This window comes from Brevibacillus sp. BD137, assembly GCF_041644655.1.
GTDB classification, from domain to species: Bacteria; Bacillota; Bacilli; order Brevibacillales; family Brevibacillaceae; genus Brevibacillus; species Brevibacillus brevis_D.
On record NZ_JAOTNO010000009.1, the window covers coordinates 199,319 to 226,313 of the forward strand.

30 protein-coding genes are annotated in these 26,995 nt (G+C 47.9%); 17 read left to right on the forward strand and 13 right to left on the reverse strand.

What is annotated here, in order from left to right:
* The first annotated feature begins 9 nt into the window (after nt 1–9).
* The 12 genes from ODZ53_RS19840 (at nt 10) to ODZ53_RS19895 (ending at nt 8,714) form a co-directional block, all read left to right on the forward strand.
* On the forward strand, nt 10–963 hold the full coding sequence (locus ODZ53_RS19840; RefSeq protein WP_372679392.1) for an XkdQ/YqbQ family protein: 954 nt from the start codon (nt 10–12) through the stop codon (nt 961–963).
* 3 nt (nt 964–966) lie between these two features.
* Entirely contained in the window at nt 967–1,215 is a 249-nt protein-coding gene (locus ODZ53_RS19845; RefSeq protein WP_064202087.1) for a hypothetical protein, read from the forward strand.
* Nucleotides 1,215–1,649 (forward strand): DUF2634 domain-containing protein, encoded by a 435-nt coding sequence (locus ODZ53_RS19850; RefSeq protein ID WP_372679394.1) that lies wholly within the window; start codon nt 1,215–1,217, stop codon nt 1,647–1,649. The genes ODZ53_RS19845 and ODZ53_RS19850 overlap by 1 nt, the downstream gene beginning before the upstream one ends.
* A complete protein-coding gene (locus ODZ53_RS19855; RefSeq protein WP_372679396.1) occupies nt 1,637–2,452 on the forward strand; it encodes a baseplate J/gp47 family protein in 816 nt (271 codons plus the stop codon). The genes ODZ53_RS19850 and ODZ53_RS19855 overlap by 13 nt, the downstream gene beginning before the upstream one ends.
* Complete coding sequence (locus tag ODZ53_RS19860) at nt 2,449–3,021, forward strand: hypothetical protein (RefSeq protein WP_372679398.1); 573 nt, start codon at nt 2,449–2,451, stop codon at nt 3,019–3,021. Before ODZ53_RS19855 ends, ODZ53_RS19860 begins: the two co-directional genes overlap by 4 nt.
* Entirely contained in the window at nt 3,018–3,335 is a 318-nt protein-coding gene (locus tag ODZ53_RS19865) for a hypothetical protein (protein WP_372679400.1), read from the forward strand. The genes ODZ53_RS19860 and ODZ53_RS19865 overlap by 4 nt, the downstream gene beginning before the upstream one ends.
* Nucleotides 3,336–3,608, forward strand: a complete 273-nt coding sequence (locus ODZ53_RS19870) for a hypothetical protein (RefSeq protein WP_372679402.1) — start codon at nt 3,336–3,338, stop codon at nt 3,606–3,608.
* 527 nt (nt 3,609–4,135) lie between these two features.
* Nucleotides 4,136–6,991 carry a hypothetical protein gene (locus ODZ53_RS19875; protein ID WP_372679404.1) on the forward strand — a complete coding sequence of 952 codons (2,856 nt, stop codon included), beginning with the start codon at nt 4,136–4,138 and terminating at the stop codon, nt 6,989–6,991.
* Nucleotides 6,991–7,185 carry a hypothetical protein gene (locus tag ODZ53_RS19880; protein ID WP_372679406.1) on the forward strand — a complete coding sequence of 65 codons (195 nt, stop codon included), beginning with the start codon at nt 6,991–6,993 and terminating at the stop codon, nt 7,183–7,185. The genes ODZ53_RS19875 and ODZ53_RS19880 overlap by 1 nt, the downstream gene beginning before the upstream one ends.
* The gene (locus ODZ53_RS19885; RefSeq protein ID WP_372679408.1) at nt 7,185–7,322 is read left to right on the forward strand and encodes an XkdX family protein; all 138 of its coding nucleotides are present in this window, start codon (nt 7,185–7,187) and stop codon (nt 7,320–7,322) included. The genes ODZ53_RS19880 and ODZ53_RS19885 overlap by 1 nt, the downstream gene beginning before the upstream one ends.
* Before the next feature lie 93 nt (nt 7,323–7,415).
* Entirely contained in the window at nt 7,416–7,871 is a 456-nt protein-coding gene (locus ODZ53_RS19890) for a phage holin family protein (protein WP_372679410.1), read from the forward strand.
* Between the two features lie 6 nt (nt 7,872–7,877).
* A complete protein-coding gene (locus ODZ53_RS19895; protein ID WP_372679412.1) occupies nt 7,878–8,714 on the forward strand; it encodes an N-acetylmuramoyl-L-alanine amidase in 837 nt (278 codons plus the stop codon).
* Between the two features lie 45 nt (nt 8,715–8,759).
* Here the strand turns inward: ODZ53_RS19895 and ODZ53_RS19900 are convergent, their stop codons facing one another.
* Complete coding sequence (locus ODZ53_RS19900) at nt 8,760–9,263, reverse strand: S4 domain-containing protein (protein WP_372679414.1); 504 nt, start codon at nt 9,261–9,263, stop codon at nt 8,760–8,762.
* 491 nt (nt 9,264–9,754) lie between these two features.
* On the opposite strand from ODZ53_RS19900, the gene ODZ53_RS19905 reads away from it, so the two are divergent.
* Nucleotides 9,755–10,897 carry a sensor histidine kinase gene (locus tag ODZ53_RS19905; protein ID WP_087348964.1) on the forward strand — a complete coding sequence of 381 codons (1,143 nt, stop codon included), beginning with the start codon at nt 9,755–9,757 and terminating at the stop codon, nt 10,895–10,897.
* Nucleotides 10,898–10,997: 100 nt separating this feature from the next.
* On the opposite strand, the gene ODZ53_RS19910 is transcribed toward ODZ53_RS19905, so the two are convergent.
* From ODZ53_RS19910 to ODZ53_RS19940, 7 genes are all read right to left on the reverse strand, one after another.
* On the reverse strand, nt 10,998–12,038 hold the full coding sequence (locus ODZ53_RS19910; RefSeq protein WP_372679416.1) for an acyltransferase family protein: 1,041 nt from the start codon (nt 12,036–12,038) through the stop codon (nt 10,998–11,000).
* Nucleotides 12,039–12,227: 189 nt separating this feature from the next.
* Nucleotides 12,228–12,536: a hypothetical protein gene (locus tag ODZ53_RS19915; protein WP_016741286.1), complete on the reverse strand. Its 309-nt coding sequence runs from the start codon at nt 12,534–12,536 to the stop codon at nt 12,228–12,230.
* Nucleotides 12,537–12,620: 84 nt separating this feature from the next.
* Entirely contained in the window at nt 12,621–12,827 is a 207-nt protein-coding gene (locus ODZ53_RS19920) for a cold-shock protein (RefSeq protein WP_199926476.1), read from the reverse strand.
* Nucleotides 12,828–12,978: 151 nt separating this feature from the next.
* Nucleotides 12,979–15,867, reverse strand: coding sequence for an ATP-binding protein (locus ODZ53_RS19925; protein WP_372679419.1), 2,889 nt, complete (start codon nt 15,865–15,867; stop codon nt 12,979–12,981).
* Nucleotides 15,864–16,226: a response regulator transcription factor gene (locus ODZ53_RS19930; protein ID WP_015893307.1), complete on the reverse strand. Its 363-nt coding sequence runs from the start codon at nt 16,224–16,226 to the stop codon at nt 15,864–15,866. Before ODZ53_RS19930 ends, ODZ53_RS19925 begins: the two co-directional genes overlap by 4 nt.
* 12 nt (nt 16,227–16,238) lie before the next feature.
* Nucleotides 16,239–17,861, reverse strand: a complete 1,623-nt coding sequence (locus tag ODZ53_RS19935) for a response regulator (RefSeq protein ID WP_372679422.1) — start codon at nt 17,859–17,861, stop codon at nt 16,239–16,241.
* A 111-nt stretch (nt 17,862–17,972) separates the two neighbouring features.
* Nucleotides 17,973–18,458 (reverse strand): hypothetical protein, encoded by a 486-nt coding sequence (locus ODZ53_RS19940; protein WP_106840000.1) that lies wholly within the window; start codon nt 18,456–18,458, stop codon nt 17,973–17,975.
* Between the two features lie 78 nt (nt 18,459–18,536).
* Here ODZ53_RS19940 and ODZ53_RS19945 point away from each other — a divergent pair, with 78 nt between their 5' ends.
* Entirely contained in the window at nt 18,537–18,740 is a 204-nt protein-coding gene (locus tag ODZ53_RS19945; RefSeq protein WP_015893304.1) for a YwbE family protein, read from the forward strand.
* Between the two features lie 54 nt (nt 18,741–18,794).
* Here the strand turns inward: ODZ53_RS19945 and ODZ53_RS19950 are convergent, their stop codons facing one another.
* From ODZ53_RS19950 to ODZ53_RS19960, 3 genes are all read right to left on the reverse strand, one after another.
* Nucleotides 18,795–19,220 (reverse strand): NUDIX domain-containing protein, encoded by a 426-nt coding sequence (locus ODZ53_RS19950; protein ID WP_372679425.1) that lies wholly within the window; start codon nt 19,218–19,220, stop codon nt 18,795–18,797.
* A 113-nt stretch (nt 19,221–19,333) separates the two neighbouring features.
* Nucleotides 19,334–19,891 (reverse strand): cysteine hydrolase family protein, encoded by a 558-nt coding sequence (locus ODZ53_RS19955; protein ID WP_015893303.1) that lies wholly within the window; start codon nt 19,889–19,891, stop codon nt 19,334–19,336.
* A gap of 214 nt (nt 19,892–20,105) precedes the next feature.
* Nucleotides 20,106–20,654: a GbsR/MarR family transcriptional regulator gene (locus ODZ53_RS19960; protein ID WP_199926471.1), complete on the reverse strand. Its 549-nt coding sequence runs from the start codon at nt 20,652–20,654 to the stop codon at nt 20,106–20,108.
* A 259-nt stretch (nt 20,655–20,913) separates the two neighbouring features.
* Here ODZ53_RS19960 and ODZ53_RS19965 point away from each other — a divergent pair, with 259 nt between their 5' ends.
* From ODZ53_RS19965 to ODZ53_RS19975, 3 genes are read left to right on the forward strand one after another with little or no spacing between them, the layout of a single operon-like run.
* Nucleotides 20,914–22,140 carry a quaternary amine ABC transporter ATP-binding protein gene (locus ODZ53_RS19965; protein WP_015893301.1) on the forward strand — a complete coding sequence of 409 codons (1,227 nt, stop codon included), beginning with the start codon at nt 20,914–20,916 and terminating at the stop codon, nt 22,138–22,140.
* Entirely contained in the window at nt 22,137–22,982 is an 846-nt protein-coding gene (locus ODZ53_RS19970) for an ABC transporter permease (RefSeq protein WP_372679428.1), read from the forward strand. Before ODZ53_RS19965 ends, ODZ53_RS19970 begins: the two co-directional genes overlap by 4 nt.
* A 17-nt stretch (nt 22,983–22,999) precedes the next feature.
* Complete coding sequence (locus tag ODZ53_RS19975; RefSeq protein ID WP_142498194.1) at nt 23,000–23,926, forward strand: glycine betaine ABC transporter substrate-binding protein; 927 nt, start codon at nt 23,000–23,002, stop codon at nt 23,924–23,926.
* A gap of 56 nt (nt 23,927–23,982) precedes the next feature.
* On the opposite strand, the gene ODZ53_RS19980 is transcribed toward ODZ53_RS19975, so the two are convergent.
* Nucleotides 23,983–25,407, reverse strand: coding sequence for a DUF1254 domain-containing protein (locus ODZ53_RS19980; protein WP_372679430.1), 1,425 nt, complete (start codon nt 25,405–25,407; stop codon nt 23,983–23,985).
* A gap of 87 nt (nt 25,408–25,494) precedes the next feature.
* Nucleotides 25,495–26,985: an amidase gene (locus ODZ53_RS19985; RefSeq protein WP_372679432.1), complete on the reverse strand. Its 1,491-nt coding sequence runs from the start codon at nt 26,983–26,985 to the stop codon at nt 25,495–25,497.
* Nucleotides 26,986–26,995: the final 10 nt, after the last annotated feature.

A 26,995-nucleotide genomic window follows, 5' to 3' on the forward strand; every position in this document is an offset into this window, starting at 1 on the left:
GTGGATGGAATGAGAGTCATTTACGGAAAAGAACAGACCCGCTATGACCTGACCCCGGCCGTTACCGAGCTTTCCTGGTCCTCGGCCAGGGGACAAATCGCCCAAAATTGTGATGTGAAAATCAAGGGAGGCCCGCCGCTGCAAACGGCGGGTTTTTTGATGCTCTTTGCAGGTGCGGAGTTAAAAGAATCCCAGCAGCTGTTCCATGGCCCGCTCGTTCGTTTTGACCGGGATGATCGGACGGGCGATTTATCTGCAACAGCATACGAGCTTGGCTGGTATTTGCAAAAAAACGAAGTCTCCAGGCTCAAGCTGGATGGAGATGCAGGAACAGAGCTTGCACGAATCATTAAGTCGGCAGGTATCTATTTTAGCTGCCCGGCATTCGGTTTTACGGTCAAGGAGAGGATCTCGTCCCAATCGTATACGTCTCTCTTTACATCACTGACAGAGCAGGCGTACGAAAAGACAGGCATCCGCTATTTTGTACAATACCAGCGAGACAAGCTGACGGTACTGCCCGAGGGGAAAAACAGCATCATCCCGATGTTCAAGGCGAGCTTGCTCACAAGCAGTTCGACGGGTGAGAGCATCGAGGAGGTTTACACCGTTGTGACAGCAGAGCGCTACCGAGATGATCGGGTCGTGAGCAGTGCAACGAAATCTAACGATAGCCTGGTCAAACAAATCGGACGCATGCAAAAAGTCATCGATGCAGGAGAGGACAAAAACGTGGCTGGATTGGCAGCCAAGCAGCTTGCGGAGTTGTCTAAAATCCCAAAGACGCGCTCCATTTCGGTCAAGCACGAGGATGAAAATGCTGCGAGACTTCGCGCAGGCTGGCTAATCAAAATCATGGAAAAGGACAATAAATCCATCACGGATTGGATCGTCACCAACTGTCAGGCGCGTTGGCAAGGCGGTCAATACACAATGGATCTCCAATTGGAAAGGAGGACGTAAGGGATGCATTCGGTTATCGCAAAACTGCGGGGGCATGCACAAGACGGCATCGAGAACACCCAAGGGGAATTCGGCAAGCTTTTGTCGCTCTCGCCCTTGTCTGTAAAGTTGGATGAGGACCCGACACCCTTGGAGCCGTATGAGCTGTCTGTACTGCGTTCTGCCCGATTGTTGCAAGAAGATGTGGGCAAAAAAGTAGCTCTGCTGCGATGCAACAACGAACAATACCTCCTGCTCGGGGTGGTGGAGTAATGTTTCCAGAGCTGAACGGAGACGAAACACAACTGGTTCGATCATCAGATAACCCGATTCCATGGGCATACAAATTCGACTGGACTACAAAACAATTGATGCAAGGGCCAGATGGTCGCTATTTGCGGACGGCTACCTATGCGGAGTATCTGGAAGAGACAGCAAAGAAAATCTTGAATACGCGTCGTTTCCGGTACGAGATTTACTCCGAAAGATACGGAGTAGACCTCCTATATGAGACAGGAAGGATGCGCTCGGGCATTTCATTGCCAGCGATTAAGACGCATGCACAAGAGGCACTAGAGGCTCACAGTGAGATAGAGCGTGCGGAAGTGGTAGACATTCGGTTTGAGGAAAACCGGGTCATTTTTTTACTTGAAATTGAGGGCATGAGAGGGACAACTAGGATGGAGGTGAATACATGGCAACGTTAGACAAACCAGAAATGCCGATTCTCAGGGAAACCCCGGATCAGATTTATCAGCGAATGGCTAATCGGATGGACCAGATAGCGCAAAAGCGTGGAGAGACGCCACCAGCGACGGAAGAGGGAGAAATCTTTTATGACCTCGGCTATCCGATTGCAGAGGAAATCAGCGATCAGCAACAGTTATTTGAGTACGGCTTTCTTCAGCGATTTCTCCCATGGGCGGATGGAGAGTTTTTGGATGCCACAGGCGTATTCTTCGGCTTATCTCGCAATGAGGCGGAAACTGACGACGCATATCGGCAGCGCTTAATTGATCGAGCTCGTACAGAAGAGGGAGACGGCAGACGACAAGACTACGAGCGGTGGGCGCGAAATGTAGATGGGGTAGGAGGAGCCGTTGCTATCGAGAAGGCGCGGCATGACCTATCTATCGACGTGTATATCACAGACCTGACAGGCAACCCTGCGGGGCAGGAACTGGCTACGAGTGTACGGACGAAACTGGAAGCCAAACGCAGGGCCTTGCATGACTTGCAGGTGTTACCCGCGAAAGTGTATCCGGTGACTATCGCTGTAAAACTTGCTTTGCGACCAGATGCGGAAATCGAGAAGGTCAAAGACCAAATTACTACGCAAATCAAAACCTACCTAAAAGGGCGTTCTCAGATCGTGTATCAGCAGATCGGAGCGCTCTTTTTCGTGGATGGGGTAATAGATTTCACGGGCTACACCTTAAACGGCGCGGAATTGAATGTGACTGTGCCTGCTGACTCTGTCTCGACACTAACGATGGCGGTGACAGCATGATACCAGAACGCTATCGGCAGATGCTGCCGCCGCAATGGTACGAGAATAAAGTGGCGGAATATCACTTTGAAGGTGCAGGGACAGTTGTAGATGCTTTCAATTTGCAGCGTGAGGACATCCTACAGCAGTTTAGCCCATGGTCAGCTACCTGGGGATTGGATGTCTGGGATTGGATTTATTTCGGGAGAAAGCAATTGCTGAGCGTGGAGGAACGGCGAAAGAATATCCAGCAAAAGCATTGGTCGTATCTTGGATTTACCCCAAGCGTGCTGCGTGCAATTGGTTTGAGTTCCTCGTCATTCAAGCATGTCCAGATGGTCGAAGATTACGGCAAAAAGGTGATTCGGTACGTCTACCCGATTGAGGACCGATTCGATACAAAGAATGCTGTTCAAGCTGTTGAGAGAATCAGGCCAGTTCATTGTAATGGAGTCGCTTTTGAACCTGTTGTGTCGGAGAAGATCGAGCTGAGAGATATCTTAGTGGTTGGGATTAAGGAGTATCACAAGGTCAGTGAATTTCGTGTAGGGATGACACCAATCAAGCGTTATAAGGAGGTCGTGAAATGATCCTGCCAAGCTATCTTCAAACCGTCCGGAATGACCTGCTGGCTAGGGTGTCGGGCGGCGACATTTTGATAAACGGCTCAGTTTCAGTGCCTGTACAGGCTGTGGAGATTGCTTCGCATCCGATTGCGGGCATACAAGACGGGATAGCATTACAAGTATCTGCCCAGCATGTTGCCAGCGTGCCAGTAATCACGAGCGCAAAGTTGAGGACCAGAACTGGATCGGTCGTTGCTGAGAAGACAGGAAACATTGAAATGAACGGGGCGCAGTTCATAAACCTAGCCTTTGTTATCGAAGTGAGAGGAGGGGTGTAAGTGTCCTATGTAGCGAAAACGGACTGGAAACACGATGACCCGGTTACCGAACAGGACATTAACCGTTGGGAGCGAGGCATTGCGGATGCCCACGCAGAGCTAGTTGTGCTGATGGCAGATGTATCAAATCTGAAAGTACGAGTGAATACAATCGAATCTACATTGCCGGACGGATTCGTACACAACAATTTCAACGATGACCTGTCTACTATCAGCTCAATAAGAGTGATTCGGGGCTACTATAACGAAGCTCAGAGTCGGCTGGAGGTATAGATGGTAGAAACAGGAATGGGTCACAATAATGGCCACTTGAAATAGGGAAGGAGATGGAAATGTTGGCTTATGTTTCGGAATATGTGCAGTTACCTTATGCCGCAACTACTGCAGGTTTAGCTAGTACACATAAGTACCAGATTAATGTGGTTTCGTCTAATAACTACGGTATTAGCATTTATGGAACATCGAGAGCAACCGGACAAGAGGAGCTTCTGTTTAAAACTGAAAATGTTGCCATGGTCCCACTGGATGTATCGGGAGCAACTTACAGTAGTGTCCGTATCGCAAATTCAGGTGGTTCTTTGACTACAGGTTTATTACTTGATTATACAGTGCTCAATAGAATGCCGATTGCTGTAGGTGATAAAGACAATCCTTTTAACGTTTGGGAATATATCAAATGGGGTTACACCCAGTTGTCAGCTCCACTTGCCTCAACACATAGGTATAGAATTCGAACACAATCAAGCTATAGTTATGGTATTAGTGTTTATGGAACATCAAGAGCAAGTGGACAAGAGGAGTTGCTGTTTAAAACCGAAAATACTACCATGGTCCCACTCGATGTATCGGGAGCAACTTACAGTAGTGTCCGTATCGCAAATTCAGGCGGTTCTTTGACTACAGGCCTTTTTGAAGAGAAGACGTTATTTGTTCGCATGCCGTTAAGTAGCCTTCCTGTTATAACTCTAACATCACCTGCAAATAATCAAACCTTCGCAAGAGGCGATATCCAATTTCAATGGTCTGGCAGTGATCCAGACAAGGACGTTCTGACCTACACGTTTCAGGTAGGAATATCGCCAGGATCATCTAATATTTACAATGCAAATGTGGGAAGTGAAACATCAATAAAAGGGGAAGCTTCCAACTGGGTTGTATTAGGAACTTATTATTGGAGAGTCATCGCAAAAGACGGCAAAGGTGGAGTTACAACTTCAGACGAGAGAACGTTTGTCATTAACAATACCTTGCCAGTTATATCCGTAACCTCACCAGCAAATAATCTCTCATTATCGGAAAGTAGCTCCTACAAATTAGAGGGAACCGTATCCGATACAGGCGTAAGACAAGCGCTGTCCGTCAAATACTCCATAGCTGGAGGACCAGCGCAGAGCATTCCTGTAGGCACGGCAGACGGGGTAAATCCGAAGTCGTTCAGCAAGACGCTGACCTATTCTCGAGGACAATTCTGGGATGGCTCGACAGCCGTATCAAGTTTGTTGCCAGCAGAGGCGTCATCGATTCAGATTTGGGCGAACGACGGTATAGACGATTCAGCCAAGCAGACAAGGAACTTCTCGATACAGCAAGAGGATGGGAAGATTTACGTACCTGTTAATGTGGCGAGCCATCCTTATCTCGTGTCTAAGATGGCTCCGCCTGTTCGGTTGAGCAATGGATGGTTGGTAGTTGGAATTTCAGATACGACTGGAACTTCAGTATGGGTTTATCTTTCCAAAAACAACGGTTACACATGGAATATACTCACATATCGCTCGTTAACAACACCATCAAATCTTTCACTGTGTGCAATTGGAACAAAAGTATATCTTCTCGTTACCGAAGGATCGAATATTCTATTTTACGCTGTAGATGTACAAAGTCCAATCAGCCCACTAAGTTTCGAACATGCTAAAATTGTTGATGGTGGTATAAATTCTATTGGTTCAACCACTTGCGCAATTACTCCTGACGGAACAAAGCTATATTGGGCAGCCAGTACGAAGAACAGCACGTTTCCAAACAGCTTCAACATCCGCACTGGTTCCATTCCTATCAACACGGACGGGACACTGGGGACGCCGAGTGTTGTTACTCAGGTTACAGCGACTAATATTTCTGGAACTGATTACAAGAATCCGTCTGTTGTTATAAGGTCGGACAATATGCCTTCGGTTGCGTGGGATTTTGCCGATTCAACTAACAAACTAATCGGGTTTTCTAACTTTAACGGCACGACTTGGACGCATGTAAATAATTTGTACGCGCCGGGGAATTACGCCCAATCCTCACCCATGGCAATCCGCACGCCAAACGGCAAGCTGTACATTGTATGGCATGGCACGGACTCAAGCGACAGTATTAACCCATGGATCAGGTACAGTAACTCCACAGACGGCACAAGCTGGCTCCCTACACCCAAGAAGCTCGTCAAAGGCACAAACGCCAGCATCACGAGCGACAAAAACGGCAAGTTGACAATCACCTATGAGGATGGCGGCTATATCAAGCGGATTGAGTCCAGCAACGAGTTTGTCTCATTCAGCGGCCCGTTTGTAGACGGCGTAGGCACCAATCAAGCAACGTTCTATGACCAGTCGTTTGCAACTGATTTCAGCATTCCGCCAACGATCTATCGGACGAGCAACGCAGTCAAGTATCGCGGCGTGCTGAACCTTAACAAGCGCCCTGTCGTCACTCTGGCCACGCCTGAGAATCAAACTCTGATGGAAAACGCAACTCTCAAGGTATCCGGTAGCGCTGTAGACGAGGACGCGGGAAACATCGTCTCTTTCTTTTTCAAAATAAATAACGGACCTTCTCAGGCGGCTGCATCCAGCATATCAGATGGTAGCAAGCCTATTCTGTTTGACAAGACAATTACCTATAAAAACAAGCGGATTTACCTCGGCAATACGGACCTCACAGGCGTTGATTTAACCCAGAATACCGACCACATCCTCACAGTTTGGGCAGAAGACAACAAGCAGGGGAAGAGCTTGGAGGTCACACGCAAGTTCCGAGTCGTCTGGAACCGCCCACCAGTTATTGATGGCGAGAATAAAGACCTGGGCGTCTTCATGCAGCCTCCAATAGTGAACTACTCAGCCACTGATCCAGAGGCCAACACTTTCACCTTTACCGAGTATCTGAATGGCAAGAAAATCAGGTCGTTTGCTGGCATAGCCGACCAGCGATACACAGTTGATATTAGCCATGACGCTTGGATTCGACTGGATTTGGACGTACAACATCAAATCAAGATCGTTGCCACGGACAGCGCGGGAATCTCATCCGAGCGAATTTACACATTCACCCGAACAGAGACCCATATCGAATTTATGCTAGAGTACGGAAATCCAGATATTAAAGCAGACTTCACCCTGGACGGTATGCCATTACGTGTATTAGTGACACTTGAGCGATACTTACCAGAAGGCTCGTCCATTGAAAGTGTAAAAGTATGCAATAACTACTTAGATGACGCACCTACATGGGAAGATTGCACAGGGGCAGTAAAGGGAAATCGAGGCTACTTGTTCACCAATAAGAATAAAACAGCTCCCGAATGGGCTATCAATCTATGGGTGACCATCGACAAAGGAACAGCGAAGGAACGCGTACTTGTAAATGGTTATGGGGGTGCGTTCGATTAATGAAGATGCAAAATAAAGAGGCTATCTCAGTGATTAGAGAACAGCAACAAACCGATCCAGTTATGACAATGGGACAGGAGCTCTCCTCGCTCAAAATTAGCAACATCCAAAAAGATGCGTTAATCCAAAAAATGGGCGAACAGGTAGCCCAAGTTAAGCTTGAGCTCATTCAATTAAAAGGAGGTGCTAACTGATGGCATTTTGGGAGTTGGCATTTAGCATGAAGTGGGTCACAGCAGAAAAGCTGCGGCTAGCAGTAAAAACAACATCCAATCCTTTTGGAGAAATCTCGCCAAAGGAATTCAAGCAAATTACCAACCAAGATTTTTAAGCTACTACTATTTCATACACAAAGAATTGGAGTCAGCCCCGTACCTAGCGGGGCTATTTTTGTTCCCCCAAGGGGGCGAGGAGGTACGAACCTATGAAATCCCTACACAGCCTAGACACCATCGCAACCCCAGCAAACGCCTGGGCGACCACAGCAGGTGCAATCGTGTCGCCCGCCTTTCACTATCTATACGGCACCAACCGCCAAGACATCCTCATCGTCCTCTTCTTCCTAATCGCCCTCGACTGGATCACAGGCATCTCCGCCGCCAAAAAGAACCAATCCTACTCCTCCGACTACGGCCTGTCCCGAATCCCCCGCATTTTATTCCTCATGGCCCTACCAGCCGTAGCCAATCTCTTAGACCGCGTCATGGGCACCCCGGGCTTCTTATTCTACGGCGTCACCTTCGGCCTCATCTACCACACCTGGACAAGCCTGACCGCCAATGCCCACCGCGCAGGCTGGCCGATGCCCAAATCCGTCGAGAAATTAGTCAGCGCCGAAATCAAGGCAAAGGCAGAGCGTGCCAAACGAAAGGAGTCCTAGTTAACAATGAATATCACCGAGATGCTTCTGACCAACGTAAATTCCCGTCCCAAAAAGAAAATTGCCCCAAAAGGAGTCGTCATCCACTGGACGGCCAATGAACGCAGCGGGGCAAATGCCGTCGCAAACCGAAACTACTTCAACAAACCAACGACAGTAGCGAGCGCCCACTACATCGTGGACGACAAGCAAATCATTCGCTGCCTGCCGGAGGACGAGATGGGCTACCACGTCGGGGCGCAGACTTATTCACAGGCCGCCTTGAACAAATTGAGCAACTATCCGAACAACTGCACGATTGGGATTGAAATGTGCGTCAATGCAGATGGAAGCTTTGCGAAAATGTACGAGCAAACAGTGGCGCTGACCGCGGATATCTTGAAGCGACATGGCTGGGGAGTCGAGCACCTGTGGCGTCATTACGACATTACGGGGAAAAACTGCCCAGCCTTTTTTGTCGTCAATACGACCGCACAAACCTATACGGGAATGCCAGCGAAGGACGCATGGGCAAAGTTTCAACAGGATGTCCACAGGTTTCTCACAGCTTATCCACAAAAACCACAGCTTGATGTGGATAAGTGCGCGGTTGAACTGACACTAACTTCTACAGGCAAACTAATCGATGATGTATCCTATGTACCCATCCGTATGATTGCGGAGGCAGTGGGTGGGGCAGTGGAATGGGAGCCTACCACGCAAAAAGTAACCGTGAACGGAGAGGAAGTCTCCTATGTAAACGACCAGGGAACTGCTTTTGCGAAAACAAGAGAGCTTGCCGCCTTACTTGGTTTGCAAGTGGAGTGGGACGAGCCGCGAAAAGCAGTCGTATTGAAGAAATAAAAGAAAAGCCGCAGATTCCGTCTGCGACTTTTCCCATACATACTATTATCCAATCCGAATCTGGATGATATCCGCTGCACTCAAGACAACACTTGGCTTCGTCTCCTGCTCATTTAGGAGAATTTGCCCGTCCTTGATCTTGCGGGCAATCTGGCTGCGGCTCCAGCCTTCTATCTGTTCGGACAGCAGCTTGTCGAGGCGGAAGCGCGCCTCTGTACTCTCTATACGAATCGTCACTTCCTGAACGCCCTTTTCCTGGTATTCAAGCAAAGGGAGAATAGGGAGCGGCGCGATCTCTTCACTGAACTCCGTATCTGGCACCTCCCGATGATCTGTAAAGGCTTTGTAGATGGCCAGCTTTTCGTTCCATGTATGATTTTTTTCGCATTTATAGATAGCGAAGCGATAGATGTTTTTGCCGTTAGCGTTGTGGCGGCGGACGTTGGTATCGAAAAAGAGAACGGTTCGCCCGCAATTGCTGCAATATCGCTGGACTGGCTGATTTTCATGATTTTCACGTAATACCCACGTATGCTCGATGGTATGCATGGTCCTTCACCTCGTATAAAAAGTGAAAGGAACGCACCTGCTATTTGGATGTCCTGTAGGGCAGGCCTGTTTTTGGACACAAAAAAACGGAGATTCCCCATAGCGAACCTCCGTTAGGATATACACCTACAGATTTCGTTACGTTCCTTTGTAATGGGAAAAAAGGGCAGACTGCACCTGTGCGAAAAACACCGTTAGTTTTCCGAAGGGCAAGCTATCCAGTTTTTTAGGCCATTACAAAGTAGTTGTTGGCATACGTAGTTACCGTACCTTTCCATCCAAATAGACGTGACACCAATATACCAGATAATGGGTCAGTTTCCAAGGGGAATCGTATTGTTGACGACAGGAGGACGAGTGGTTTTGACAAGTAGCTCCTTTCCCCTTACTATTCTTTTTTGCTAAAGTAGTAAAAATATTTAGTTAATTAATGATAATGATAGTATAATGGGCTGGAAGGTGAGTTTGCCTATAATTCGGAGTGGGGATAGATGCCGATGGATGACTTGGCAGTATATTTGGACGAGCACGAGGCAGCGATCGTAAAAGAATTCAAGCGACGAATTGCCGTTTCGGACAGTGATCAATACAAGGGATTGATCCATCTGAATGGACAAGCACTGTATCGTATGGTTATTGAATATTTTCGTTCGGAAATCACTCTTGAGGATATTAAAGAATTGGCTTACAAGGTCGCATATGAACGAAACAGGGCAGAGACCAACATCGGCGATTTCGTTTCCAACGTGTGCATGGGCCGAGAAATGGTTATCGATCTTCTCCAAAAAGGTCCTTTTACGCCTGCCACTTTAATGCCTGCCCTATTGAAAATAAACGAATGCTTTGATGTCTTTTTGGTACATGCTGTTTTTAAATATACCGATCTCAAAGACAACGATTTGGAAGAGAAGAAGCTATTTATCGAGCGTTCTCACAAAGACAGGCTCACGATTCTAGGGCAAATGGCATCCAGCTTCGTCCATGAATTCCGGAACCCGCTTACTTCCATTATGGGATTCTCGCGTTTGTTAAAAGAAGATTACCCGAACCTCCCTTACGTAGACATTATTGAAAATGAGCTGCGGCAATTGAATTACCGGGTTTCGCAGTTTTTGCTGGTCTCGAAAAAGGGAGCGGTCTATAAGCAAATGGAGGTTTTTAGCGTTTGGGAGTTGTTTGATGAGATTCTGTCCTTCCTTTATCCGAATATCGTTGACGTGAATGTGGATATCCAATGCAGTATCGATCCTACCTTCCAACTAAAAGGCTACAAGGATGAAATGAAGCAGGTGTTTATCAATATCATTTCGAATGCGCTGGATGCGTTACATAAAAAAACAAGCGATAAGGAGATCGTCATTGAGGTGTCCCAAACGCCCGACAGCTCCTCGATTACAGTGTCCAACAATGGTTCGCCAATACCACCTGACCTGCTCTCGGTTATTTTTGAACCGTTTTTCACGACGAAGGAGCTCGGTACTGGAATTGGCTTATACGTTTGCAAAGAAATCATTGAGCGACATGGAGGAACGATTACGTGCGAATCTACTGATCTGCAAACGAAGTTTTCCATGCAATTCAAGCCCTGCGACACATGTACAAGTGGCTCGATGTCGATGAGCCATCATATCTAACGGTACAAAAAAAAAAAAAACGACCTATTCCTGAAGGCACGCTCGAGAACAGACGTGCAGCATGAATAGGTCATTTTTTTGTGAAAAAACACGTGACTGTTTATTTGCTAGCGTGAAGCGGCCTACGTGTTTGTCGTATGGTTTTGGAGATACGCTCCAGTTTGTTTACCATCCAGACCAGCATAAGCGCCAATAGACAACTACACCCGATAATCAGGAGTAAGTACAGCAGCGAGTACAACGTGCTTTCAAACAGCCAAGCGACCTCGCCGTATTTCGCAAACAAATAATCTTTGAACATGATCAAAAAAGCAGAGTGAAACAAGAAAATAAAATACGTCAGCCCTTTTCGAAACTTGATGTGCAAACGATCGACGCGTTCCAAAAAGAAGACCATGAGCACGAGAAACGACAAAAGCGTGGCGAAGACAAAAGTCAAATGCACAGCCACATACAGCTTGTTTGAGATAACAAAAAACAGCGCAGCCGCAGTGGAAACACCCGTCATCAGCGTCAGGATTGAGCGGTTGTTTCGCAAAAAGGAAAGGATCGATTCACGGTACCAATACAACACGTGCCCCATGTATAGGGTGAAAATCCAGCTCGGGAGCATATGACGCGTGGTGAGCCCGAACCAGCCCTGATGGATGAAGTTGATGTAGATGTACTGAATACCGAGCAGAATCCAAATGACAACCAAAATATTGCGCTTCGTAATCACACGACGAAACAGATAGGCAAAAACGTAATACTGACAAATCATAAACACAAAGTATAGATGGTCACCCGATTTGCCTAAAACAATGTTCGTAAAGTCTTGGGCAGTATGAGGCATCCCTTTTTTCAACAAGTAATGGTACAGGACACCAGATACTAAATAAGGGACAAAAATATAGAGAAGCTTCCCTGAAAAAAACTCGCGAGCAGTAGGGCTCTTGGCTTCAAAAGAATAAGCAGTCAAATAACCAGTGGCGATCGTCAACAGGACAGTGCCGTAGCGACTGATCTGATTGAGGGCCACGATCCAGAACGGATCTGTAAAAGAAAGTGCAGAAGCCGTGAAATGACCGACTACAACGAGAAAACTTGAGAAGAGCTGGATGTAAAACAGAGATTTCAAGATTTTTGAATCTGTATACATTTCGATATTCTCCATTTCATCGTTTGTCGGCTGACGTTGTCGCTCAAACAATAAACTGTGAATGGTTTTATGATAATAAAGTTTTCTTTGATTCGTATTTGGACAGGAGAGGGGGATTCCGGAAAAAATTAAAAAGAAAGAAAGCCACACCCGCGCGTGTAGCTTTCGCACGAGAATGGCTTTCATACATTATTTCGGATTCTTTTTCATTTCATCGATGGTCTCACTGACCACAAACGCCAAATCGTCATTGCCAAACAGTGACAATACACCGAGGAGAGTCGCATCAGGAATGTCCTCAGCTTCTTCTTTGGGAACGGTATTGTCCAGCATTTGAGCGAGTAACGTATTTTCCCCTTGAGCGGGATAAGCGCGGCGGTATAATTCGCGTGCATCGAGACCGTGATTCACACACCATTGGGCAAAAACGAGAATCATCATGCCCTCATCGCGCTGGTAGGCTTGAATCACTTGATCTTCCATCTCTTTTCGGTTCATGGGCATACTCCTCTAACATTCGTACGTCATGAGCCTATTGTAGAGAAGAGGAAGAATACCCGCAAGAAAAAAGAAAAGAAGGACTCAAGAGTTCCGTTTGCTGTTGTGATTGGTTAGGACCGGTAGCATGCGCGTGTCTTTTACCATACGGGCATGGCAAAAAGGGCAGCTCGGGCTCTTATCAAAGGAAAAGTTATCTCTCATCCAGCACGTACAGCCCTCGTTACTGCACGTCCATACATCTGTTTCCTCTTCTTCGATTGGAACGACTGCTTTTTTTGAGAAATACACATGAACTCCTCCTTTGCAGGGCAAAAGTGCACAAAGTAACCTCTATTAATGTGTGATGGAAAGCGCGTGAATATACCAAGATTTTCTTTGGTAGTAGGAAAAAAAAGAGGCCGCGCTTCCATCGACGCAGCCTCCTTTGTCCATACCATCTTTACTGTTCGTCGGGAATGAAGATCTGTCCCGTTGCTTCATGATTCGTGATGGCCAGCAAAATCGCTTTAGACAAGGTATCTGGATGATAAGGCTTGATCAGATAGCCGGTTGCCCCCAGATCAAATGCCTTTTTCTTTTCCTCAAAAGCACTGGAGATCACGATGGGAATGGTTCGTAAATCCGGGTTGTTGCGTATCTCCTCAATGACCTTCCAACCACTTTCGCCGTCCTTCAAGTTAAGGTCAAGCACGACAGCATCCGGTCGTAGCTCCTCGATTGCTGCTACTGCCTCGGACGCCGTAGAGAAGGAATTGACGCTGAATCCAGAGCATGTTAACTCATGACGCAGCAGCTCGGTTAAGTTCAAATCGTCCTCGACGATCACAACGTTTCCTTTGCATGGACCAGTTGGAGAAACAGCTTCCTCACTTCCCGCTGGATAGCCAGGGGACAAAGCGTGCTCAGTCAATGGAAGAGTAACCGTAAATGTACTACCCTTGCCCGATTCGGAAATAACGGAAACTTCTCCATGATGCATATGGACGATTTCCTGAACAATGGCGAGACCCAATCCTGTACCGCCGATCTCGCGACGATCCGAGTTATCTACGCGATAAAATTTGGTAAACAGGTGAGGGATGGCTTCGGAAGGAATGCCTAGCCCTTCATCCTGGACCTCCACGAGCAAGCGATTGCCATCTTGTCGACAACCCACCCGGACATGACCACCATGCGGTGAGTATTTGACGGCATTACTGATTAGATTCAAAAATACTTGATGCAACTTGGCTTGGTCTCCATAAACAACGGTTTGATCCGTTTGCAAGTCGAGTTCAAACCGATGGAGAGGGGACTGTACTCGATGAAGTTCGAAAATATCTCGAATCACTTGATCAATGGCAACATTCTCTAGCTCATACGTCTGTCTGCCGGATTCCATGCGTTGCAAATCCAAGAAATCGTTGATTAGTGCAGTCAGGCGAGTAGCTTCTTGATAAATGGTCGCTATGTACCGCTGTTGACGTTCGGGCTTGAGCTTTTTCGTTAACAGCAGCTCCGCAAAACCAAGTACGCTGGCAAGAGGAGTACGCAGCTCATGGCTGACCGTACTGACGAATTCCGATTTCATTTGGTCGATCTCGTATTCCTTGGTGAAGTCACGGTAAACGAGCAAGGTACTCCATTTCTCTTGGTTCCGGTACAATGGCTCTGCATAGAGCTGAATATAGCGTATTTGCGGTCCAGTCATCTCAAACACAATACTGCCTGAAGGAATGGCACCTTCGTCTAAAACAACAGATCTGACATACTGAATCAGCCGATCAGGCTCAGAGGTTCGACTCTGTAGATGGGAAAGGAACTGTTCCAAGTCAAATCCTTGCGAAGCGAGCTGATGGTCGTAACACATGAGCTCACAAAAATTCCAGTTCACCTGAAGTGTTTCTCCACTCAAATCTATAAGCTGAATGCCTTCTTGAACAGAATCGAGCATATCCTGCGTCATTTTACGCTGTCGCTCTGTCTCCTCATACATCTCGAGCTTGTCGAGTGCCAAGGAAATCTGCTTGGCGATGCCGATGATGACTTGTAGCTCCTGATTCGTGAATTTTCGACCGATACGGGAGCAAATGATACAGGCAACGATTGTCTGCTGAGCATCTAGCACTGGGAGGTAAAGCTCAAATGTTTGTGACTTTTCCTCTGTGTAGCCGCGCTCAGCGTCAGTGCTTTCACGCATCAGGACATATGGCAGGCCCGTTTCCCTGATTCGCACGAATGGACCATCATCCAATCCTTTGCGCAATTGCTCCAGACCGTTCTGCGAAACGCCAAAGCTAGCTGCGTCCCTGTCAGTGTTCAACATGACGATAACACCTTTATCGGCATCCATGACTTCAGTTATATTACGAATGATACTGGATAGCAGCTCATCTTTATCCAGCGTATTCGACAAAGCGAGGATGAAACGGTTTTTCTTTTCCAAATACCGTTCGTTTTCCTCCATCTTGCCCAATGCTTCTTGTAACTCTTCTTGCTGCATCATCAGTTCATCCTGCTGGGCTTGCAGCTCTTCGTTTTGCGCCATGAGCACTTCTTCTTTGGCTTGAATTTGCCTGATCAAATAGTCGAGGGAGCGGGAGAGCCTGCCGATTTCGTCAATCCTGTTCAAGTCCTGCAAAAGAGGTGTACCGCCATTAGCGAACTGTTCAGCATTTTGGGATAGACGAACCAACGGCCTGCCGATATCCCGCGTAGTTTGAATGGTCACTACTATCATGATCACCAGCACCATCAGCGAGTACACGAGAAACCAGGTGCTTAGCTGTGACATCTCATCGAACAGTAGTTGGTTTTTCGTATAGATAAGCTGATCGTGCTCTTCCTGATACCGCGCGGCGTATGTAAGCAGGTTGTTCACTTCCTGATTCACGCCACTGGCCGAAGCTTTTCGCATGGATTCAAAGTCTCCGTTTTTTGCATAACTCGAAAAAGTAGGAAACACATTGGCGAAAAAGTTCGTAAAGAAAGATTCGATCGAAGCGACAAGCGCTTGCTCATCATCATTGAGCGGAAGCTTCTTAAATTTATCCAGCGCTTGTTCCAGCTTCTTTTTCTCAAGAAATAGCTCATTGTACTCAGATGGGCTCAAGAAAGCGTAATAACCCCTTGCGCGAAAAAAGATCTGGTTCGTGTGCTCAGCGATGTCTGCGACCAAATTTTGTTTTTCCTTGGTATTGTATATCTCCGTCTGATAATGGGTTAGTACGCTGCTATTCAAATCTTGAACGATGCCAGCGCCCGCAATCAGCAGTGACAGAAAAAGAAGCATCATCGCTATGAAGCGACGCGTGATGCTTTTTCTGATAAACGCCCAGAAACCCGTCATGCGAGCATTTCCTCCACTTTCCGGACGAGATCCATCGGGCTAAAGGGCTTCGGCATGAAGTCATCAGCACCAGCTTCACGCATTTTCTCCTGTTCGGCATGTTGACTTTTTGCCGAGAGGATCAGGACCTTGACTGCCTTTTTATCGTCCATCTGTTTGAGCTGCTGCAATACTTCAAAGCCTGTCAGCTTTGGCATCATATAATCTAAAATAATCAAGTCGTACTCATTTTGACCGATTTTTTGCAGGGCTTCCTCTCCATCACAAGCGATATCGAGCTCGTGTCCCTCGTCTTCGAGCGTGTCGCCAATCAACATGCGCAACACGGCTTCGTCTTCGGCCAGCATAATTGTTGCCATCTTGCTACCTCCTTACAGCATTCGCTTAACCAGTCGCGTGATGCGAGCCTCCAGTTCGCGTGTACGGAATGGCTTGGTCATATAGTCGTCAGCTCCGAGCTGAAGCGCGCGGACTATGTCTTGCTCTTCCGTACGACCTGTTAGCATAATCACCGTATATTTCTTGGCATTCGGCAAATTCCGGATTTTCCGGAGAACCTCGAGGCCATCCATCTGTGGCATCATCCCGTCTAAAATGACCAGATAAGGCTCTTGTCCCTGATGCCAGGTGGAGCCAAAGAAAGCTGCTCCTTCTTCGAAAGTCTGGATGTCGACGTGCATCCAACCGTCAAAACTGGTTTGGATGGAATCGGCAAGCATCACGCGAATCATCGGATCGTCATCGATTATCGCAACCTTTAGTTTTACCTTAGGGGTATCATGTGTCTCTGTGATTTGAGCGGTTTCAATCCGGCGCCGCCCTGCATTTTTGGCTGCATACAAAGCAGTGTCTGCAGCTTCTACCCAATACGTATGCGGTCTATGAGGATCATCTACTTGTACGATTCCACCGGAAAAGCTTAAGGAAAACGTTCCTTCAGGAGCATCGAACGTAAGCGAACAAAAAGCAGAGAGCATTTGTTCCAGGCGTATCTTTCCTGTCTGTACAGTCGTACGCGGCATCAACAGGATAAATTCCTCTCCGCCGTACCGGAATAATACATCCTGTTTTTCCGCGCTCTGCCCGATGAAAGCAGCAAAACGAGTCAGCACCTCGTCCCCGATCAGATGACCATATGTATCATTGACCCCTTTGAAAAAATCGATATCTAAAAATGCCAATGAGAAGGGGGTGTTGGTTCGTTGGGCATCAGAAAGAAGCCGTTGGTATGTATCAACAAAAGAATTGCGATTGTTGACACCCGTGAGCTCGTCCAAAAACAAAATGCTATTCATCCAGCGCTTCCGGCGAAGCTGGCGTTCAAGGCGTACAACCAGCTCTTCCATATCAAGCGGTTTGCACATGACGTCATCTGCGCCCAAACGATAGGCATTCAGACGGGTCTCCCGTCCGCAATCGATGCTGATAATGGTCGTAGGCACATATTGCTTCTTTATTTTTTCGCTAATCGTCTGTATCACTTGGAAGCCGCCCGTTTCCGGGATGTTCAAATCCAGAATGAAGCAGTCGGGGTTCATGTCGTGAAAATAGTCGAGAGCCATATGAGGATAGACCGTTGCGATGACAGACCAATTGTGGTTTTCTAAATATTCCTTTAGATACATAAGCAGGGTGACGTCATCGTCCAGGATGAGGACCAAAGGCTGTTGCTCACAAGGGGATTCCCGTTGGAGAATGGGGTTCTCGATAAAAACTTCCTGTTCCGGCCGTTGTTCGTAACACAAGCTGATCAACTCGTGCAAAAACAATCGCCATTCACCGAGCGACCAATCCTTGGCCGGCATGTCATCCATTCGATCCAGGAGGATCTGAGACAGATCGGACAAGTCGGTCAAGCCAATCGTCCCGGATGTCCCTTTTAACGAATGAAGAAAGCGATATAGCTCTTCATGAGAGATGGGGGACTTCTGGGTATACCACGTCTCAATCTGTTTGTGAATATTCGTAAGAAGTGCATCTCTGTACTTGATCATGTCATACGCCCCCCCTGTGTTGGGATGGCGCAAGCGGTAGGTTCACCTGCGCCCATTTGATCAAAACCTCTACGATTTGGTATGGTACATGTAGCAGGGAGGAGGAAGGGCTTATTGTTGAAGGGAAAATCCTTCTTCAATCAGATACTGCTCCGCTTCTACGTACGATTCAAAGGAAGCTTCCAGGTTCATCCCGTGGTATACGTTCCACAACGCGTCTTCCTGTTGCAGCAAGAGCGTGCGGTTTTGCTTGTCGACCCATGTTTGCTCCAGTTGATCTGATGCGGCAGTGATTTTAGGCGCTTCCTCACGTTTTTGGGAGAGAGAGTGGATAGACGCTTCGATAACCGTGCGCAGTTCTTCCGCCGAGAAATCACGGATATTGATGAAGCCCTTATCGTCTTTTTGCTTTTGATAGCTCTTCACAAAGCCGACGAACACAAAGCCGTTGCCGTTCGGATGAAGGTGATAGACAACCGTTTTCTTTTCATGAAGACTTTCCTCATAATGAAAATTAACCCGTTTCAGGGAGACGTCATTCCGAGTCAGTTGTGGAAAAGATTCAATGATCGCTAGTTTTTCTTCAAAAGTAAGCATGGTTTCCTCCGGTGAGATGGATTTGTTTGTAGATTATATCATAGGTGGGACATAGAACGAAAAAAGGAGAAGGGAAAAATGAACGGAAAAAATCGAAAAGACATCGCAGCGGGTCTTGAGGTCGAGATTGTATTGAAACAGGACCAACGCACAGGCAAGCGCACCCGTGGAATCGTCAAGGATATCCTGACGAACTCCAGTACCCATCCGCATGGAATCAAGGTCCGTTTGACGGATGGACAAGTGGGGAGAGTGCAAGAGATCATCCGAAAAGGGCAGTAATCTTCTTTTTTAAAAAAACGGACAGACCCTATGGGCAACTGTCCGTTTTGCTTTTCATGAACGGTTCCGGTTTTGCAAATGCTCAATAGCTGGTACCGCGAAGCAAGCCAGACTCGACGGAAGTGCATCGAGTGAAAACCAGCGCATGTCTCCAATCGCCCCGCCTTCCTCTAAATTGCGTGCTTCTCCACCCAGGATCGTGACTTCGTAAATGACCGACACCCAATGCTCGACACTTTCCGGGCGGATGGTTTCTGCGGTGCACAGCAGAGCCTTTACCTCGACATCGAGATTGACTTCTTCTTTGATTTCGCGGACAACACTCGTCTCCAGTTGTTCATAGGGATCAACTTTTCCACCCGGAATGCTCCATGTATTCTTCTCAGGATCTCTGTTTCGTAATACCAGCAAAATTTCATTCTTGTCGTTTAGGATGACAGCTCCTATGCCCAATCTTGGTATAGCGATAGTAGTCGACATGGTTTCTCCTTCGATAGGCAGATTCGTTTCTTCTATTATAGCAAGATCAAATCGTAAGCAGGACAAAACAAGAAACCGCCTGAAGAGACGGTTTCGGGAAATTCAGCAAAACGTTATCGGTAAGAATCATGGGTAGGGGCGAAGATATCCTCGGTTGACTCCCGTACCAAAATAAATGGCTCAATATTCCCTAATCCATGCAAGCATGTATTGTGATGGGCGATGATTTGTTCCGCTGACAATACCTGATTGTCCGATGTAGAGTGCCCGTCTTTGACGAGCGTCACATCATAGCCGAGTGTCGTCGCTTTGCGGCAGGCGCTGTCGATACAATACTCGGTTTTGCACCCTGTGATAACAAGGTGGTTAATTCCGAGCGCTTGTAGCTTTTCGTGCAGGTCTGTTCCGTGAAACGAGTCAGTCGCTAGTTTTTGAATCACTGTTTCTGATGGGAGAGGTGCGATCTCAGGGTGGATGGCAAAGTCGTCTGAACCGACTTCCCCGACATCCGCATCCTGAACGTACAGCACAGGAATACCCTTGCTATAGGCGTCTTCTCTTACTTTTTTCAATGTTTGGACAAGTGTAGACGGCTGAAAAACAGGACCAAGTTGCCCTTCGATAATACCTACTTGCGCATCAATAATCAGTAGAGCTGTTTTCCGAATCAATCCATTTCCTCCTTGGTGAAAGGGGGTTAGTGTTGGTGTTCCCCTTTTTGGTTGTTTGGTACACGCACAGCTTTATAAGAACGTTGTTTCCTGTCCTTTTTCATAACTGACCACTCCTTTCATCATAGAAGAGCGTGAATTCGCTCTGGATAATTGTACCACAAAAAGACTCGTTCCTATTGTCAGGAACGAGTCTTTTTCGATTGTGTACTTCTTATGATTCATTTTCCTTTTTCGGTACAAACTGAAAGATATCATGGGATTCGAAGGAGTCGATCAAACGGGACAGCCACAGATAATACTCTAACCCATTTTCAATGCGCTTGATACTGAGGTCCACACGCTCGGTGACTTCTTCGGAAAGCTCTTCGGATTGCTGGAGCGCGCGAAGCTCAAGGAGCGACTTTTTCAAGGCGTGTGCATTATGTTCACAGGCGTGACGCCACTTCACGGAAAAGAGGTCAATGAAGTTCTGGTACCAATCCAGATTGACCTCGTAATGATCCTTCCGTGTCCCTTTTTTCCATATCTTTTCTACCATATTTAAGTCCATCAATGTGCGGACGCCAGTGCTCATACTGGTTTTGCTCATGCCCAGTGCTTCGCCCATCTCATCGAGTGTCATTGATTTGTCCTGAAAGAGCAATGTGCCATACAGCAGTCCCGTTGACATGGTGATTCCATACAGATCCATGTTGCGAGCCAGCGTTTCAATCACGCGTTCCTGAGCTTTTTCGAGGATTTTTTCCTGATTGGTATCCATTTTGAAAAAAGCAGCTCCTCTATCATAGTAACCTGACTAGAATTGTACGTCTCCAACTGCAAAAAGTAAATGGAGATATTGTACAGTATATACGCGATAAACTGAGAATACAGGAAGTAAAGTACGTAAAGTTTTTTCTGAACGCTGAAAATGACGGATTATCATGCCTCACCCAGTTTGAGGTAAAAAAAATGGCTGGTTACAATTGTAAGGGTAAAGAACAGTCCGGATGCCGGGCGTAATAGTTGGAGGTGACCATATGCCCAAGATCAAAGTAGAGAATTTGACCAAAATCTTTGGACGCCAACCCCAACGCGCATTGTCCCAGGTGAAGCAGGGGAAGACCAAGCAAGAAATCTTGAAGGAAACGGGTCTTACCCTTGGGGTGAATCAAGCGAGTTTTGAGGTGCATGCAGGCGAAATTTTCGTCATCATGGGGCTTTCGGGAAGCGGGAAGTCGACCTTGGTTCGATTATTGAACCGGTTGATTGAACCTACAGAAGGCAAGATCCTGATTGACGGTACGGATATCGTCAGTATGAACACCGAGCAGTTACAGGAAGTAAGAAGAAAGAAGCTGGGGATGGTATTTCAAAAGTTCGCCTTGTTCCCTCACAGGACAGTACTTGAAAATGCGGAGTACGGTCTGGAGATTCAAGGGATGCCAAAGGCCGAGCGTGAGGCAAAAGCGAAAAAGTCACTCACACTTGTCGGACTCGGCGGTTGGGAAGCAAGCTATCCGGATCAGTTGAGTGGCGGGATGCAGCAGCGTGTGGGCCTGGCCCGTGCACTCGCGAATGAACCCGATGTGCTGTTGATGGATGAGGCGTTCAGTGCCTTGGACCCGTTGATTCGCAAGGACATGCAGGATGAGCTGTTGGAACTGCAGAGCACCATGCAGAAGACCATTATTTTCATTACGCATGACCTGGACGAAGCATTAAAGATCGGGGATCGAATCGCTCTGATGAAAGACGGTGCGATCGTGCAGATCGGCTCGCCGGAAGAAATCATGACCAATCCAGCAAACGAATACGTAGAACGCTTCGTAGAGGATGTGGATCGTTCCAAGGTGTTGTCTGCGGAAAAAGTCATGAAGCGAGCAGAGACGATCACACTGGACAGAGGGCCTCGCGTCGCACTCCAAATGATGCGTGAGCGTGGTGTATCAAGTCTGTACGTAGTGGATAAACGAAAAACATTACTGGGTGTGCTGACGGCAGACGCGGTGAATGGAGCCAAGGAAGCAGGACAGTCGCTGGAATCTGTGCTGCGAACAGAGGTACCGACTGTCGGACCGCAGACACTTCTCAATGAGATGTTTGACCTTGTTGCGTTTTCAGATATTCCTGTGGCGGTTATCGGGGAACAAAATCGTCTGTTGGGCGTGATTGTAAAAGGAGCCGTCCTGGGCGGATTGGCAGGAAAAGTAAATCAACAAGTTCCAGAGTCAACGATTGAAGAGGGGCAGGTGAATCCATCATGAGTCAAGATCAATTTTTTCCGAAGCTGCCGCTCGACAGTTGGGTAGAAACGATTGTAGATGGACTGGAAAAGAATTTGGGCTTCTTGTTCGACTTCATATCAGCTGGAATCGGTGGAACCGTTGACTTGTTTTCGTGGATTCTAACAGGAATCCCGTTTTGGGCCCTGATCATTTTGTTTACGCTGCTGGCGTATCGTGCTGGCAAAGTGGCAATTGCTCTTTTTACCTTCATTGGACTTCTTCTGATTCAGAATTTGGGTTATTGGGAGCACTCAATGGAAACACTTGCGCTGGTATTGACGGCAGGGCTGATCTCGGTGATTATCGGGATTCCCGTCGGTATCTGGTGCGCGAAGAATGATTCTGTGCAAAAGGTCGTCACACCGCTGCTTGATTTTATGCAGACGATGCCGGCGTTTGTGTACTTGATTCCTGCTATCTTTTTCTTTGGACTCGGTAAAGTACCAGGGGTTATCGCTTCTGTCATTTTTGCGATGCCACCGACGATTCGTCTGACCAACCTAGGAATTCGTCAGGTTCCTGCCGATCTGATCGAGGCTTCTGAAGCGTTCGGTTCTACCTACTGGCAAAAGCTGACGAAGGTACAGCTGCCGATTGCCAAGACGACAATGATGGCCGGGATTAACCAGAGCATTATGCTCGCGCTGTCCATGGTCGTGATTGCCTCCATGATTGGAGCGAAAGGCTTGGGAGCGGACGTGTATCGTGCCGTAACACAGATCAAGATCGGTGAAGGTTTTGAGGCGGGTCTGGCCATCGTTATTTTGGCGATTTTGCTGGATCGTCTCACGCAAAGTGTTGGAAAGAGAAAAAACGCGTAGGAGGGGTTTTCATGAAAATGAAAAAAGGTGCCTTGAAAGGGCTGGCAGTCGCACTTGGACTCAGCATGGTAATGGCAGGATGTTCAAACGCGGGAACACCGCAGGGAAATCAGCCTGCCGAGGGCAATACGGGTACGTCTGCACCGAATAGCGTTGGAGCACAAGTGGATCATAAAATTATCGGAATCGATCCTGGCGCTGGTCTGATGAAAGCGACGGAAAAAGCCATGAAAGACTACGATCTGAAAGATTGGGAACTGGTGGAGGGCTCCAGTGCAGCGATGACAGCAGCTCTGACCCAAGCCTACAAAGACAAAAAGCCGATTATCGTGACTGGCTGGACACCTCACTGGATGTTCTCTAAATTCCAAATGAAATACCTCGATGATCCGAAAGGCACTTTCGGGAAGGATGAGCAAATTCATACCATCGTGCGCAAAGGACTGAAGGAGGAGCAACCAAGTGCGTATGCATTCCTCGATAAGTTTTCGTGGACACCTGCGGATATGGAAAAAGTGATGCTCGATATCGAGAGCGGCAAAAAGCCGGAAGAGGCAGCAGCCGAATGGGTGAAAAACAATGAGGCTACCGTCAACAAGTGGGTAGAAGGCATCCAGCCTGCAGAAGGCAAAAAATTGACGCTCGCCTATGTCGCGTGGGATTCGGAGATTGCCAGCACGAACGTGGTGAAGACGGTCCTGGAGCAAAAGCTGAAATACAAAGTGGAGCTTAGCCAAGTAGAAGCTGGACCAATGTGGGTCGGTGTATCGAACGGCGATGTGGATGGAATGGTAGCAGCTTGGCTGCCAACGACGCACGCAGACTACATGGAAAAGCTGGGGAAAGACGTAGAGGACCTCGGTCCGAACCTGCAAGGAACCAAGCTGGGATTGGCTGTTCCAACCTACATGGATGTTAACTCCATTGAAGATTTGAAGAAGTAACAGACTCAATACAGAAGGCACCGCTCACGATGGGGCGGTGCCTTTTTGCGTTTGTGTTACGGTAATGGGCTGCTTTCCATGACAACGGGCCAAGCGTGCTGTTTTTCCAGCGTTGCAGGCTCTGGTGCGAATACCCGCAAAACGAGATTGAACTCACCCTCAGGGAGCGGGAGCCAGTTTCCTTCCTTGCCTTTGGGCGGTTGCTGTTGCAAATACAGATCGAGGGAGCCATCGCGATTGTACGCAAGCGTTCCTGTATTGCTGCGAACCGATGCGCGATCAGCCGCTGTTTTGGCTAAAAACAACTGGTTGTCATAGACGTTGATCGACCAGAAAGCAGACGTCTTAGGAAGCTGTTCCTTTGTAAAATGCAACGTGTAGCTTTTGGCTCCCGTAAGTGGTTTTCCAGAGCCATCTGTCAATGCGCGATAATAAGCTTCCTCGCTCGGCACATTGGCCCCAATACCAGAATAGGCGATAAAGGAACGAGCGAGAAACTGGTTTCCATACGTGCCGATGGGGGAAAAGGAGCCCCAGCCATTATGGAAGGTGGCGTAGCTGGGAAAGCCATTTTGTACGATGGACGGAGCATCCTGTATAGCACGCTGTAGGCCCGCAAGTTTGGCTGGACCAAGCGCGGAAGGATCAAATCCTTTTTGGACATCGATCCCGACTTGTGCGAACTGATCGAGCAAGACGCGATCACATTCGGGGGGAGGATTGCTCTGGATCCATTTTGTCATCACTTGGAAAAAAGAAAGGGACGACAACACATCAGGGGGAAGCGCTTCGGGAACATGTGCCGTCTGCAATTTTGGATGGACAGGGGCAATCGCGAGTTGTTTTTCAAACGAGACTGCCTGCGGCAAATCAGCCTCACCCTTTACCTCGACACGACCAATGAGCCAGACGGTATTCGTAGGGGCGTAGATCACAGGGATATGGGCTGGGGTAGGCCCTTTCCATTGTGGGCTTGCAATGATATATTGTCCGGCCTGCTGCTTGGTGGAACGATTGGAGACATTACGAAACGTATTTGTGTACGCATCCAGCATTTGCACGGTATAATAGCGGTTTTGCGGATTGGCGGGGACAGTCAAGCGGACGGGTGTTTCCGACAAATCCAGCCATGCGCTCATATACAAGGTATCGGAGTTCGGCGTCACGATATCCCGATAAGCTGGGGAAGCGAGTGTGTCCGCATAGTAAAACTGGTTGATCGGCGCCCGATTTTTGACCATGGCTTCCATCGTTTTGGCGGACATCACTAACGGATAGCCGTAAATGTATGCTTGAATGCCAAGCGAATAGGCAAGCCTCTCTTGTGATTGAAGAAACGTCTTCGATTGGAGGAGATGGGACTGTTGAACAGCTGGAGCGTTTGTTGTCTCTTTTGCAAAGGACAGGCCGGACAGGTGAAGCGTCATGCAAAGCATGGAAACGATCAGTGTCAGGCGCTTTTTTAATAATAACGGAAGCATAAAGCCCCTCCTCATTACCAGAAATGGGGTTCGCACTGGTAGTTTTCTTCACAAGAAAGGGGCTTTATGCAGATTGACTGGAATATTTTATTCTGAATGCGGCTCCACAGAAATGGCAGGCGCTCGCCATTCTGGGCAGGTCGCATACAATGTCGATGCACTCTGTAGCAATTCCCTATCACGCCATCGCTTGCCCACACACTGTATGCCAATAGGGAGACCTTGCTCATCAAAACCAATCGGCATCGTTACGACTGGACTTCCGGTTACATTAAACAGATTCGTATAAAAAGTCGTAGCGGCCCAGTAGTTTTGCGGGTTCTCGTCTACGTACAGCGGTTTGGTGTAAAGCGGCTTGTAGCCCCACATTTTCGATTTTTCCATATGTGGAAAAGCTGTTGTGCAACTAACCGGACACAAAAACAAGTCACAGTCGGCCATAAATTGCTCGAAGCTGCGAATGAGCTGCTCCCGAATGGTTAAGACACGCATGTAGTTTTTGAACGTCAGCGGGATGAGCATGGTAGCCGTGGGAAGCTGGCGATAAATCGGCATCGTCATGAGATGAGCCAAACCGCGAATGAGTGTGGGTGTCGTAGAGTTTAACTCCGCGTCGATCATTTTCCCCCATGTTTCCCAAGCTTTGCGTATATCCAAAGGTGGTGCCGTGACTTGTTCTACATGCATACCTTGTTGCTCCAGCACTTTGACAAAGCGACGCAACTGATTGCGGATAGCTCGACTCGTCGGGTAACCGGGCAGCTCCTCCATCCAGCGAATGTGCAGGGGCTGTTCCTTGAGGAGAGGCGGCAACACTTGTGGTCCATGAGGCAGGCCAGTGTTGCCGTTTCCACCGCTAATGATGGAAAAGGCCACTTCCAGATCCTCGATCGATCGAGCGACGGGGCCATAGCAAGCAAGATGACGTGAGGAAGTGTAATCAGCGGTTCCTTCAAAACCGGGCATGTGTCCTCTTGACGGAACGGCTCCTTCTGTTGGCTTCAAGCTAAGTACGCCACAGAAATGAGCCGGAACACGCAACGAACCGCCAATGTCACTGCCGATATCCAAATAGGAAAGCCCGGCAGCAACTGCGGCTGCCGATCCTCCGCTGCTTCCGCCTGTTGTTCTCTCCAGATTCCATGGATTATTCGTCCTACCGTAAATATCATTGTCTGTTTGCATGTCCATCAGAAGAGGAGGGACATTCGTTTTGCCCAGGATGATGGCTCCGGCCTGCTTCAGTCTGCTAACGATTGCTGAGTCGTGTTGCGGAATGTAGCCTTTGAGAGGTGGGAAACCAGAAGTAGTGGCGAGTCCTGCTGTGGCAAAAGAGTCTTTGATTGTGATGGGTACCCCGTGAAGAGGCCCGCGATAGATGCCTTCCCCTATTTCTTTATCTGCTTGCTTGGCGGCTTCGAACGCAGCCTTTTCATCATAGGCGACGATGGCATTCACTTTGCCATTGAGGGAGTTGATTCGTTTAAAGATATGCCGGGTAGCTTCCTCGGCGCTTATTTTTCGCTCGCGAATCCAAGTGCCCATCTCCGTTGCTGTCAAATAGGTCAGTTCATTCATTCGATCCACT